General features: G+C 33.0%; 7 protein-coding genes. 3 read left to right on the top strand and 4 right to left on the bottom strand.

Going from position 1 to position 14,386, the window contains the following annotated elements; all coding sequences use genetic code 11:
- Nucleotides 1–26 precede the first annotated feature (26 nt).
- From ACVEGE_RS06350 to ACVEGE_RS06340, 3 genes are all read left to right on the top strand, one after another.
- Complete coding sequence (locus tag ACVEGE_RS06350) at nucleotides 27–734, top strand: FadR/GntR family transcriptional regulator (RefSeq protein ID WP_173851775.1); 708 nt, start codon at nucleotides 27–29, stop codon at nucleotides 732–734.
- Between the two features lie 76 nt (nucleotides 735–810).
- The gene (locus tag ACVEGE_RS06345; RefSeq protein ID WP_173851777.1) at nucleotides 811–2,100 is read left to right on the top strand and encodes an MFS transporter; all 1,290 of its coding nucleotides are present in this window, start codon (nucleotides 811–813) and stop codon (nucleotides 2,098–2,100) included.
- Nucleotides 2,101–2,123: 23 nt separating this feature from the next.
- Entirely contained in the window at nucleotides 2,124–2,888 is a 765-nt protein-coding gene (locus tag ACVEGE_RS06340) for an SDR family NAD(P)-dependent oxidoreductase (protein ID WP_173851779.1), read from the top strand.
- A gap of 870 nt (nucleotides 2,889–3,758) precedes the next feature.
- Here the strand turns inward: ACVEGE_RS06340 and ACVEGE_RS06335 are convergent.
- The 4 genes from ACVEGE_RS06335 to ACVEGE_RS06320 all read right to left on the bottom strand — a co-directional run bounded on the left by ACVEGE_RS06335 (nucleotide 3,759) and on the right by ACVEGE_RS06320 (nucleotide 14,032).
- Complete coding sequence (locus ACVEGE_RS06335; protein WP_173855478.1) at nucleotides 3,759–5,342, bottom strand: RagB/SusD family nutrient uptake outer membrane protein; 1,584 nt, start codon at nucleotides 5,340–5,342, stop codon at nucleotides 3,759–3,761.
- A gap of 78 nt (nucleotides 5,343–5,420) precedes the next feature.
- On the bottom strand, nucleotides 5,421–8,630 hold the full coding sequence (locus ACVEGE_RS06330) for a SusC/RagA family TonB-linked outer membrane protein (RefSeq protein ID WP_192499778.1): 3,210 nt from the start codon (nucleotides 8,628–8,630) through the stop codon (nucleotides 5,421–5,423).
- Between the two features lie 819 nt (nucleotides 8,631–9,449).
- Complete coding sequence (locus tag ACVEGE_RS06325) at nucleotides 9,450–11,696, bottom strand: heparinase II/III family protein (protein ID WP_370566929.1); 2,247 nt, start codon at nucleotides 11,694–11,696, stop codon at nucleotides 9,450–9,452.
- A gap of 11 nt (nucleotides 11,697–11,707) precedes the next feature.
- Nucleotides 11,708–14,032: a chondroitinase-B domain-containing protein gene (locus ACVEGE_RS06320; RefSeq protein WP_458008629.1), complete on the bottom strand. Its 2,325-nt coding sequence runs from the start codon at nucleotides 14,030–14,032 to the stop codon at nucleotides 11,708–11,710.
- Between the last annotated feature and the right edge of the window lie 354 nt (nucleotides 14,033–14,386).

Genomic DNA, 14,386 nt, shown 5'->3' with positions numbered 1-14,386 from the left:
GTAGTCCAGAGTTTAATTTAAAACGTATGAATTTAGAAGTAATATCAAGAAAAGATAATAAAGAAGCCATAAATATTGTCATCGCTAAAATTAGGGATTATATCAATTTTAAAAACTTAGAGCCACTAGATAAAATTCCGTCAGAACGAATGTTGTCTGAAAAGTTCGAGATTAGTAGAACAACGGTTCGGGAAGCTATCCAGAAATTAGAATTTTACGGAATTTTAAAATCAATTCCTCAAAGTGGAACATTTGTAGCGAACATAGGAAAAATAGCGATCAACGGTATAATTGATGATATTTTAAGATTAGGTACATCTGATTTCAAGTCATTAGTTGAAACAAGAATTTTACTGGAATTAAAAACGGTGCGTTTAGCAGCTACAAGAAGAACAGTAGATGATTTGATCAAGATAAAAAATGCTTTGGATGCATTTTCAGAAAAAGTATATAACGGTGAAGATGCTGTTCAAGAAGATTTAATCTTTCATTTGGCTATAGCCAAAGCCAGCGGAAACAGTACAATCAACGATTTAATGTTAATCATTACACCAGAGATTTTAACCAATTTTGAAAAATTTCACGTTTGCAACAAAATTGAAAATGAAGGCGTAAATATAATTAATGAGCATACAGAGGTTTATGATGCTATAGTAGCTCAAAATCCAGCGTTAGCCAAACAAAAAATGAAAGAACATTTTAAAGCATTATATGAATATTGCTATAAAGTGTAAGTAAAAGAGGTATTCTATAAAGATGATAATCTGTTTCGAAAATTGATTTTTTTAATCAGAAAATAAAAATAGTAAAATGAAAGTAAAAGGATTACGATGGTTCATTATTGGGCTGATTTTTTTAGCAACTGTTATCAATTATATTGATAGAAGTGCTTTGGCTATTATGTGGGGAAGTAGCGACCAACCTAATTCAATTTCAGGAACATTAGGATTAACCAAGAGTGATTATGGTTTGATCTTAAATATTTTTATGGTGTTTTACGCATTAGGTCAATTGTTTTCTGGTAAATTATTTGATCGTGTAGGTACTAGAATTGGATATGTAATTAGTATTGGTGTATGGGGATTGTCTTCTTTTTTACACTCAACGGTTCGCGGTTTAGTTGGATTAACATTTTTTAGAAGTACACTTGGTTTATCTGAGGCGGGTAACTGGCCAGGAGGAGTTAAGAGTAATGCAGAATGGTTTCCTATAAAAGAACGTGCTTTTGCACAAGGTTTGTTTAACGCTGGTGCTTCAATAGGATCTGTAATTGCACCACCATTTATTGCTACATTATACGTTGCTTACGGATGGAGAACTACTTTTATGGTAGTTGGTTCTTTTGGGATATTATGGATTATTCCTTGGTTACTTATTAATAAATCAGGACCTAAAACACACCCTTGGATTTCAAAAGAAGAACAAAAATATATTTTAGAAGGGCAAAGTAAAGCTGATCAAGAAGCAACTGCTGAGACTAAAGGATTGAGTTTAAAAGAAATTTTAGCTCATAGAGAATCATGGGCAATTATCTTAGGTCGCTTCTTTTTAGAGCCTATTTGGTGGTTATTTGTGGGTTGGATGCCACTTTACTTAGCAGATGTTTATGGATTTAATGTTAAGGAAGTTGGGATGTTTGCATGGGTTCCTTATGTAGGTGCAGCACTTGGTAGTATTGCTGGAGGTTACGTTTCAGGTTTGATAATATCCAAAACGAATTCGATTGACAAGGGTAGGAAAATCACGATACTTATTGGTGGAATCATTATGTTTTTGGGTTTAGTAGCTACCATACTATTTGGTGATTCACCAGAACGTTTTGTTGCTATCGTATTCTTTGTACTGTTTGGATTCCAGTTTGCAATTGGTAATGTTCAAACGTTGCCAAGTGATTTATTCAGTGGTAAATCAGTAGGATCATTAGCGGGACTAGCTGGAATGGTGGGAGTATTTTCAGTAATACTTATGAATTTTTTAGTTCCAATAATACAAGAAAAATTCTCCTATACTCCAATATTCGTTGCTATAGCAGTAGCCGTGCCTCTAGGATTAGGAGCGATATATTATTTTGCAAGAGAAATAAAATCAGTAGAAAAATAAAAACAATTATTAAATAAATTAAGATGAGTACAGTAACAGGAAAAGTTGCCGTTATTACGGGTGCAACTGGAGGAATAGGTTTTGCAGTAGCTAAAAGATTAGGTAAAGATGGATATACAGTAATATTGAACGGTATCGAAGACGAAAAAGGAGCAGAAAAAGTGGCAGAACTTACTGCTGACGGAATCAAAGCGGAATACTACGGGTTTGACGTTACGAGTGACGAAGAAGTAACTGCAAACATCAAAAAAATTGGTGATAAATATGGTAGAATTGATGTTCTAGTAAATAATGCAGGTGGTTTAGGTGGAAGATCTCGATTTGAAGACATGACAACTGAATTCTACAGATCAGTTATGGCTTTGAACCTTGATTCAGTATTTTTTGCTTCAAGAGCAGCGATTCCTTATCTTAAAAAAGGAGAAAATGCTACTATAATTAACTATACATCAAATGCTGCTTGGAACGCAGGTGGACCTGGAGCAGGAATCTACGGTACATCTAAGGCAGGTGTTAATGCAATTACTAGGGCTTTGGCTAAAGATTTAGCTGAATACGGGATTAGAGTGAATGCGGTTTCTCCGGGAACAATTGATACTCCTTTTCATGCTCAAATTAAAGCGACTAAACCTGAAGTTTTTGCTTCATGGAAAGATAGTATTCTATTAGGAAGATTAGGTGAGCCAGAAGAAGTTGCTTCGGTTGTTTCTTTCTTAGCAAGTAATGACGCTTCATTCATGACTGCTGAAACAATCCAAATTGGTGGTGGTCAAGCTTTAGGTATATAATTAAATTAGTATAGTAATCGAATTGATTATTTGTTTTATGATTGCTTGATATAAGCTGTTTTTAGAAACAATAAAGTTCGTGAATAAGTTACTGCTGGAATTACATACTATCGAGAACGAAATGCTTCTGATGGTGCAAATTAGTGGTTTATTGAGTTTCTGATGAAGTTCGTTCTTGAATAGAGTTGCAGTAGTGTATAGGAATTTTTAACTTGTAGTAAATTTTCCAATAATTGATTAGAGTTTTTTGTGCTTAGAGCCTTCTTTCGTAATGATTGAAGGCTCTTTTTTTTTAGTGTTAATTTGGCTGTAGCCAAAAAACAAGCTATTTTAACTGTAGTTATGCGTTGAGAGTTAGTATAGTTCAGTGTCGTTTTTTTGACATTGGGTATATTATTGATGCAGTATTGGTTCTCGACTTCGCTTGAATTGACAATTGTATTGTTTATAAGTAGTACTGGTATCATTACGTTGATTTTTATGACTATTCATCACTAGGTCTCTAATTATAAAAAACGCGAAGATTGCACAGATTTTTAAGGCATAACCACAACTGATCTACTGAAGTTTTCAAAATCTGTATGCCTTTTTTTTAGTATTCAAAGCAGTCGTCATATTGATTTTTATTATTTAAAGTAGTTATTAGCGTTTTGTCTTTCGATAATAATGCTTGTTGTTAAATTAGTTAACTAAGATGGAATTTGCTTTAATTGGCGTTTATTATTAAGCTGATAGTATGAAAATTAGGGTACTTATTTTAATTATAATGTACGGAACTTTTTAGATAAAAAAAACCCAACAAACCTTGTCGAGGAAAACGAGGCTTATTGGGGATTTAGAAACTAATTCTAAAAATTATTTTTTTATAGCTTAATAACCAGGATTCTGAGTTATTGGATTTTTAGTATTTGTCACAATTTCAACATTTGGAATAGGAGACAAATCGAATTTTGGATTATCAACTTTTGCTTGTAATTCAGATGTAGTTGATGGACTATCAAACTGGCTGTAATAAGGTTGCATAAGTAAGAAATGATTTTTCATTACGTCTTTTGCGTTTACAGAAGGCATTGTTGTTGTGAAACGTAATAAGTCAAACCACCTTTGATTTTCCATTGCAAATTCCCATCTTCTTTCATCGGCTACAGCTTTTTCAAATGCTGATCCAGCTGCAGGATTTATTGCAGTTAAACCCGCTCTTGTATGTACTTGATTCAAGTAGCTTAATGCTGTTGTAGTAGGTGTTCCTACAGCCTCGCAATACATTAACAATACGTCACTGTATCTTAAAACTGGCCAATCTAATTCAGAGTCATTTTGTACAGAAACAGTAATATTGTGTTTACCTGACCAAAATAATTGACTAGTTGCGGGCGTAGCTGTTTTGGTTTTGATATTAAAAGCCCTTCTTTTATCTGCAGCAGCATAAGAGTTGTATAATTCAGGAGTTGGATTGTTGTATCCTCCTCTTGTTCCTGTTGGGTAAACCAAACCAGATATTTTTTGATCGGTAGTACTTGAGAATAAATTAGACAATGAACTACCGTAACCTAAAGCTCCCGATTTAAAACGAATTGCAAAAACTATTTCAGAATTTAATTCATTTGTAGAAGAGAATACATCATTGTAAGGAGTTGTCCCAGCGGTAACAAGTGCGTGTCCACTTGCTGAGATAACATCTGTAAGTAAAGGTAATGCTAGGTCTTTTTGATTTAACGTAAGGTACACTTTAGCTAATAATGCTTCGGCAGCCCATTTAGTTACTGATCCGCCAGTTGCACTTGTAGTAGTAAATTTGGCTGTAGTACAATTTTCAGTAGCGTTTTTTAAGTCGGCTATAATGAATTTGTAAATTTCAGCAACACTTGATCTAGGAATTGACAATGCTTCATCTGGTGTAACGATTTTATCAATTAAAAATACACCACCGTATGTTCTAACTAGATTAAAATAATGGTAGGCTCTCATAAATGACGCTTCACCAGCAATTCTGTTTCTTTCAGAAGTTGATAAAGGTAAAGGGGTAACAGGCGTGCTGTATTCAATAGTTCCTGATGCAGGATTATAAGTAGTTCCTAAAGCTTTAGTTAAACCATTTATACTTCTAATACTGGTATAAGTTGTTGCCCAATATTGTTCTATAAACAAATCAAAAGAGGGTGCTTCAAACGCATCATTACTAATAATTTGTAAGTTTTGAGGGTTTGTTGTTCCATAGTTATTAAGATAAGTGTTGTCAGAACGTACTTCGGTTAACATCCATTCATAAGCAATAGGTGCTCTTAAGGTACTATAGCAACCGTTTAGTCCAACCGTAAAATCATTTGCAGATACATAAAAATCTTCCTGATTTGGTTTGTCTTGATTTTCAATATCTAGGTTGTCAGAACAACTTACTAACGAAATCATAGAAAATAAAATAAATAATTTATTTATTTTGATATAATTTTTCATATTTATATTTTTTTAAAGTTTTAAAGACTGCCTCAAAAGGTATGTTGAAAGAGGCAGTTTTATATCAATTATTTTATATTAAAACCCAACTTCTACTCCAAAAAGGATAGTTCTTTGTATAGGAAATCCACCTCTTTGATACCCATCAATTAACGGACTAGTTTGTGATGTTCTAGCTTCAATATTAATTCCTCTATATTGATTGTTTGTTACGAATAACAAGTTTTGACCAGTTAAAGAAAGCCTTAATGTGGATAGTTTTAAGTTTTTAGCATTAAAATTATAGCCTAAAGAAACCTCTCTTAAAGTGAAATAAGTAGCGTCTTCAACTGCGTTGTCTGTAAATAATGGATTTACTCCGTTTGTTAAATAAGGTGTGTTTCCATCACCAGGGTTGCTAGGACTTACCCATCTATTCCCCATGTAATTGGTTACTCTTTCTTTAATTTCATTATAATTAATGTCTCCATTTATTAGTTCACCTCCCATAACACCTTGTAAAGTGAAGTTTAAATCTAAATTTTTATAACTGAAATTATTTGTTATTCCCCAAGTATAGTCTGGATAAGGATTTCCTAATATAACACGGTCATTACTGTCAATAACCTTATCACCATTTGTATCTACTATTTTCAAACCACCTTCTACAAGATCGCCTGTTAAAGTAGAGGATAAACCATTAGCTTTAGCTGCATTAATATCAGCTGTACTGTTCCATACTCCGTCAGTTTTATAACCAAAATAACTAATCAATGGTTGTCCTACGATAGCGTAATTATTTAATCCATTTCTACCATCAATAGTAGGTGAGATTAGAGATGTTTTATCTCCTAATTCGGTTATTTTATTTTTTACATGTGAGATGTTAAAATCAGTACTCCAAGTAAAATCTTTAGTTTTTACATTCACTGTAGAAAGTTCAATTTCGAAACCACTATTTTTCAAACTACCCGCATTTGTAATTATTGTGCTTGATCCAGTTGTTAATAAAGCAGAGTTTTCAAGTAATAATTTTTCAGTGTTTGATTGAAAAACATCAATGTTTAAGTTCATTCTACTTCTAAACATAGATAAATCAAATCCTAAATTTGTTTGAAAAGTTCTTTCCCATGTAATGTCCTTATTACTATAAACACTAGCTAAATTTGCAAGACCTGTGCTAACAGTACCATTACCAGTACCACTTACATAATTTGAACTGTTTAAAGTTTCTTGGTATAAATAGGGAGTAATCGCATTGTTTCCTGTTGCACCATAACTCGCTCTAAATGCTAATCTATTAATTGAAGATACATCAGCAAGGAAGTTTTCTTTAGAGACAACCCATCCTAAAGATACGGCTGGGAAACCTCCCCATTTGTTCCCTACATCAAATAATGAACTTCCATCAGTACGGTAACTTGCGCTTAATAAATATTTATTCTTATAAGCATAATTCAACCTTCCTAAAAACGAAGTTAAACCAACGGTGGTATTAGACTGAACCGGTTGTAAAATAACGGTCGCATAATTCAAGTTTCTAATTGTTTCACTTGAAAAAGTGGTACCAGCAGTTACTAATGATTTAGTATTAGTTGACTCATAAGTAAAACCTCCCAAAGCAGTAAAGTCATGGTCACCAATAGATTTATTATAGTTTAAAGTATTCTCTGTTAAGAAATCAAAATAACTCGAGTTGGTATAAGTTGCATAATTTGGATTTCCAAATCTAGCCGCATTCGTTTCACCTGTTTGTTTTCTAGCTGAATTTCTAACATACACACTTTGAGTTGTTTTGAAATCCAAACCTTTAGCAAGCTCAAAGTTTACGCCAGCACTACCTTGAAAACGAAATTCATTGGTGTTATCATCTTGTTGCGTTAAATTACGCATCGGATTGGTATTTGAAGTGTTAAATGGTCTGTTATTAGTGCTGTTAGTTACTGTGTAAGGATTTCCTTGTGGATCAATACTTGTATAAGATATTCCAGAAAAATCATCATCTTCAGCAAAATCACCTACTTTGATATTTCTACTAGGATCTTGTGCATTTATATAATCAGCAGTTGTTTGATTATGATATACAGGCATGAAACTAGGGAACCTAGCAAAGTCAATAAAGTTAGCAGCTGGTTTTTCAGTTTTCGTATTCGAAGGATTTAAATTAACGTTGATTTTAATTTTGTCAGTTAATTGAGAATCAAATTTAAGTCTGAAATTTAATTTTTGAAAGTTACTTTTTAGCATCAATCCTTCGTCGTTTTGATACCCTGTAGAGATATAAAATGTGTTTTTCTTACCACCTCCTGATACATTAAATTGTACGTCTTGGTAAAAAGCAGTTCTTAATGCTTTGTCTTGCCAGTCAGTTCCTACTCCGCCTAATAATTCTTTTTCAATAGCATATTGACTTTGAAATTTACCTAAAGAACCAATTGTATTATCAATAGTTTTAATTGTGCTTACACCATTTTTATCATAAGTAAAAAATTGAGGATCAGCAATTCTTAAATCGGACTCTGAGTACAATAGATTAACATAATCTGTTGAGCTCATAACGTCATAAGTTTCGTAAGCGCTTTTTACACCAGTTGTATTACTGAATTTGAATTTGGTTTTACCTTCTTTACCTTTTTTAGTGGTAACTAAGATAACTCCACCAGCACCTCTAGATCCGTAAATTGCAGCAGATGCAGCATCCTTTAATACCTCGACAGATTCTACATCGGCATTGTTAATAGACCCCATTCCATCAGGCATAGGTTGTCCATCAACAACAATAAGTGGTCCAGATCCAGCATTAACAGAACTAATACCTCTAATGTTGATTTGTGTAGTTGCACCAGCTTCTGACGAAATGTTTTGCACTCTAACACCTGCAATTTTTCCTTGAATCGCTTGGTCTAATCTTGACACTGGAGCATTTTCAATTTTATCGCTTTTCAATTTGGCAACAGATCCTGTAACACTAGAACGTTTTTGCGTTCCATACCCTACAACAACGATCTCATCAAGTACATTGTTAGACTCTTGCAGTGTCACATTAACTATTGTATTCTTTCCTACAGTTGCTGTTTTAGAATCAAATCCTAAATAAGAAAATGTAACTATTGATTTTGTATTATTTACAGTAATAGCATATTTTCCGTCTATATCAGTTACTACGCTATTTCCATCTGCAGAAACAGTAGCGTTAGGTATTCCTTGACCGGTGTTGTCAAGTACTTTTCCAGATATTTTAATTTTATCATTCTGAGCATTCATCACAGATGACAAAACTAGGAGGAACATTAAAATCGTTTTTTTCATAATCGAATCCTTGTTTGTTAGTTTTTTTGAGTTTGAAATAGGCTTTCAGTTGGCAATACTATATCGATTGAGTTTGTTTAGGAATAGAACCTCATTTTTTGTTCCAAAACTAAATAACCAAACTGGTTAACCAATCAACAAAGCAAACTTAACTTTTTTTTAACCAATAATAAATAGCAAACTGTAATTAAATATTAATAGCCAACAAAAAAAACATATTTATTTATTTTTATCTATTTTTTTTACATAATGTTTATGAAATAGGATTTTTGTATGATTTTTTTCTAAGTAATATCATAAATTTTGATGCGAATAAAAAGCTAAAAATAACTATAAAACAAGAAATGGATTACAATTTGCTGTAATTATTCTAGTGGTGGTTGTTTTTTTTAATCTTTGGTTAACCAATTTTTAAGAAAATGGTTTTTTATACTTTTAGATCATTTTCAGTTGCCCCGCGAAAAAGCATAAACAACTATTAATTAACCATCGTAGAAATTGTTCAAGATATAAGCAAATATTTTCTGTATACCATTTTATTGGAAGCTGACTAGTTTGAAAAAGTATGAATAATAACAAATTATTCATAAAACAATCCTATTGTCAGTTCGAGCCCTTCGACTGTCGCTCAGGACAGGCTACTATCGAGGACCACTATTGCATCTCGACTCTGCTGGGAGTGACAAAAATAAGGGAGGCTATTTTTTGATATAAGTTATATAGAGTAGTAGATTTTGCTTCAAGCACAAAAAAAACCATAAACAAATAAATGGTTATGGTTTTTTTTATTTTATCTCGAATGTATGCTATTGATATTCGCTATTTTTTAATGGCAATTTCTATAGTTTCTCCAGGTTTAATTACAACTGTTTTATTTGTTTTATCATATGTTAACGTCATTTGGACATCACTGTTGTTTAAAGACTGAATGGTTAACTTTTCTTTTTCGAGTTTTAAAAACACATCGGTTTCCTCGGTGAAATTAAGTTCAATAGTATTAAAAACTAACTTTTTAACTCCAAAAAAAACCGATTGATTTTCTTTAGATAATGAATTTACTTGAGCTCCTTCACTTGTCCATTTTGAATTGTTTACTTCCCATCCTTTTAATTTAGGATTACTAATCTCTTCATTTATGCGATCTTCAAAGTGCTTGAATGGAACAATTGCGGTTATAAAATTGTAAGCAGAATTATTATTCTTAGAAACCACAGCCCATTCCTTACCTCTTGCTCCTGAAGTTACCACTGAGTCAGTGGCTGTCAATTGGTAAATGTCGCTTCCAGAACCATCGCTAAAAGAGGAGCGAAGCAATTTAGGTGCTAGTTCTTGGCTATAATGTCCTTGCCAAACTTGTTTGTAAGTGTGCGGTTTATCTGCAGTGAAGTTGTCTTTCACAATCCAAAAATCATCTTTTAAATAAATAACTTGTCTTGAATAATGGACTCCAATGTTTTCAAAACCATCATGACTTCCTATAAAAAGGTCTAGATCTTTGTTGGTTTTCCAAGCAATCGTTTTGGGGTGTGGTAAGGATTTGAATTTTCCAAAACCACTTCCTCCTTGATTGCCATTGTACTCTTTTCCTTGTAGCTCATCATCAACCAAAGCCACGTTTTTAACCATTGAATTTTTGAAAAACTCGTAATCTTTAAGGGAATAACGTACTTGATAATTGGGTAAAATAACTTGACCATTTGCCATAGCTTGTATTCCTAGCATATCGCCATGTTGATGATCTGGTTTGTCAGGATCTAATCCGTTAGAAATAGCCATCATTTTATCGTCTTTATTCCAACCTTGACGCATGATGTAATAACCAGTTTGCGGAAAATCAACTGAAGTAAATTGCGGTGTTTTCTTCTCGAGATTACTAAGCATTTTTAATTGTGCGTCATTCAAAAACCAAAACATATCCGTCTCCACATGATTATTAGCAAAATATCCCATTTCTGGATCTGAGAAAAGTAAATAACCCAATGTTAATGCTCCTGAGATGTCATTTTTTTCTGCCCAAGGTTCGTTTGTATCATCAGAAAAAACAGGAGCTGATTTATCTGGAAAGCTAATTTCAGTCAATGTAGTAAACAGTGATTTTAGTTTGTTTTCCCAAACTTCGCTTACTTTTATATTGCTATTTTTTGCTAATTGGTACACATAATAATAAGTGTCAATATCGCTAATGTGATAATGTACCGAACGTTCAAACTGAAATCCGTCGGCATTAATTTCTTTAGTTAAGTGCTGTTCTAAAATGGTCATCGCACGTGCATTCCATTTGTCAGAATCTTTAAAATCTCTAAATAAAAAAGAAAGCATCGCTAAGGCAGACATACCTCGCGTTTGGTGATTTCCAGGAACAAACTCCGTATTGCTTTCATAAAGATTGGAAGCATGTTGTAACAAGGTTGCAATGGTCGTTAATTGATCTTCGTCAGAATACTCTTTTTCTCCCAAAAACATATTGTGAATCTCCAACCAGTTTAGTATTCGATAACCAGATCGAAAGGCTTCATAGGTTCCATTTCCATCTGCTATGGTTTCATATATATTGGCTTCTAAAGCGGTATTCAGCGATCGTAGCTGATTTTTAAAATAGTTTAAGTACTCCGCGTTTTTATTTTGATAATTGTAGTACAAAGCAACATCAACCATTTTATGTTGGCGTGCCAAGTGGCGCATAGCATAGGCATTTACGGCCTCGCCGTTCTGGTAAGTATAAGGCAATTTCCATTGGGCAACTGCAGGATACTTAGCCATATGATCTAATGCTCGATCTGTATGACCGTCTTTCGCGTCAGGATAATAGGCTTCGTACGCTTTGAAACGGGCATCATTATTTTTCCAATTATAAAAATAGCGTTCGGAAAATTTGTCTCTAAAATACTGTGCTAATTTAGCATCAGTTATTGTATTTACACCTCCAAGGACTTGTTGTACTTCGGACTTTAAATAATCAACTAATTTGTTGTTGGCAATGATTTTTTCGGCTGCAATATCTTGAGCATAACCACTCATAGATAGGAAGCAGCTCAAGGCAATGAGACTAAATTTTAAGTATTTCACAGCTAGAATTATTAGTACATTAACTTCATTTCTAGGTTTTGAACAATCTCAAATTTACCTGAATTGGTAATCGTATTGTTTAGCGGGGATTGATCTTTTTCTCCCCATAAAACCGCAATTGTTTTTACAGGATTATTTGTAAAGGTATTGTTCGAAATTTCCACAAATACAATACCTCTATTTTTAATTAAAATGTGTTCTGGTTGTGCTTTTCCACAATTGGTAAAAGTATTTCCTTGAAGTTTTAGGTTTCCACCAATGGTTGACTCGTCATAACCACCACGATAATAATCCAAAACTAATCCTTGAATATTATCAAATTTAGAGTTGGTAAAAGTTACAAATTCGGCATTGTAATCTCCACCGTCATTCGTTTCTTTATTTAAAAGAAAACCATTTTCGCAGTCTTTAATCACTGAGTTGTTCACCAAAACTGTATCAGAAAACGACCCTTTTGATACTTCTAAAACATTTTTAAAGTTAGAGATCTCCGTATTTTCGATGCTTAAATCATACGCTTTACTCATATTTTTGTCTAAAGTAGTAAAAGCATTTTGCGACTTATTCCCCATAAGGATAATGTCTTTTAAGATTAAATTTCCTTTAGGAAGCATTTCAAAAGCTGTTTTAGCAGCAGTAAATACTAGTTTAGATCTCTTTTTAGCATCGCTAGAAACAATAGTAATTTCTTCATCAATAAGTAACGTTTCGTCAACTTTAAAAGTACCGCTTTTCAAAACAATAATAGTTCCAGATATTGCCTTGTTTAGTTGGTTTACAAGTTCTGCTGAACTAGAAACAGTGATCTTATTTACTGCTGCTTTAGGTTTTTCAACCAAAAACCAGTTGGTTCCAAATCTGCTTTTATCTACTAGAATAGGATTTGCTTTTATGGGATTTACAATGGCACCAACGCTATTGTTAGCTGCAGTTCTATCGTTTCCAAAGAAATCTTTAGTAATGGTTTCAAAGTCAAATCCTGCATATACATTAGGATTATTTTCTTTCAAGACAAATAAATCGGTTGCTGCTTTAGTTACTGAAAAATCGTTCGTGATTAATCCTGCGGGTTTAACTTCGCTTTTATTTTCGTTGTTTATGAAGTTGTTTTTAAAATTAACGCCATCAACTTTATCGTAGTTTACAATAGGGTTAGTGTCTGCAGTTTCATTGTAAATTAAGTTATTTGCAATGACTACGCGCTCAGGACGCGCGGAACGAATTTCAGATTTAGGTAACACTTCTTTCTGACTTACATTAGAACCTACGCTAAACTGCCAAGGCGATTTGCAATCAATAAAAGAATTGTGAGCGACAACAACATCAGTTACTTGGTTGTAGCGATTTAAAGATGATTTCGGAATCCCGTTCATCACTGCAATAGCACTTCTAAATGAATTTCCATTTATTTTGTAGAAGTAGTTATTTGTTATCCAATGTCCTGTATTTACGACGCGAATTCCGCCCATTTGATCAGAATTATCATTTCCTATGAAAACGTTTCCGTCAATTTTAGCGTAATTTCCGTGTCTTAAAACTAACGATCCTTCACTTTCAAAAAACACATTATTCTTGAATTCGTTAAAGTTGGATTTGCTCGAAATGATTTCTACTTCACCATTACAACGGTCAAAGAAGTTGTTGTAAACGTTTGTGTACGACGGCGTCATTGAAGTTTCGCTATCGCCTATTTGAATCGTTTCTCCATGTGGTCCTCCTTTACGAGGTCTTGGTCCAAAGTGGTTGTTTATGATTTGGTGGTAATTATTAACATGTTCATTACCATCAAGAAAAACCCTTACTGTTGGTCCAAAATTAGATTTTCCGGTAATATAATTGTTGCTTAATTCATTATGTCTGCCCCAGAATTCTACCCAATGGTCACTTACATCTCTGTCAGGTTGTGTAAATTCTTCAATAACACATTGTGTAACTTTACAATTGTTAGCAATTGAATCATTGTTGATTTTAAATTGAATCACGGCATTAGAAGGCGTGTATCCATTTTTAAAGTACAAATCCCTTACTTCTAAGTAGCTACCTGCTAATTTTAAGTTAGAAACGCCTTCAATAAAAACTTTACCAGGAGTTTCGGCTCTCAAAACGATAGGGTTTTCCTTTGTTCCTTTTCCGTAAAATTTAATTTCAGCATCTTTCCAAATACCGTTAGCTAGAATGATATTGTCACCAGCAGTGCTGTTTTTTATAGCATTGCGTAGCTCGGTTATATTTTTTACTTTGATGTCATTTTTTGGTTTCAAGTTGTTTGCTACGGCTATTTCTTTACACGAAATAAGTAAAATTAGCAGACTTAAAATGGATACGATTCTTTTCATTATCAATTAATTTCAAAATTATTTTTGTTGTTGTTTCTAGGCTCCTTTCTGTGTTTTCAATAATACGAATGATCTAAAATTGAAAGTGATTGAAAAAATGTACTGTTCAGAATATTTATTGTTTTCTTTTAAATGAGATAGCTAATTATAAAATCTCTTTATTGTTTTAAAAGATAAATACTGAAAATAAACCAATTAAAAGATGTGAATTAGCCTTTGATATGTTTTGTTTAAACTGGATAACCAATTTGGTTTTCCAAATATATGTATATAATTTAATTAAACAAGGGATTAAAATAGAAATAAAAAAAAATGTAGTTAATAAAATACGAATTTTGGATTACTGAAAATTAG

This window comes from Flavobacterium sp. PL002, from assembly GCF_054165825.1.
This window is presented reverse-complemented; position numbering and strand designations above follow the sequence as displayed.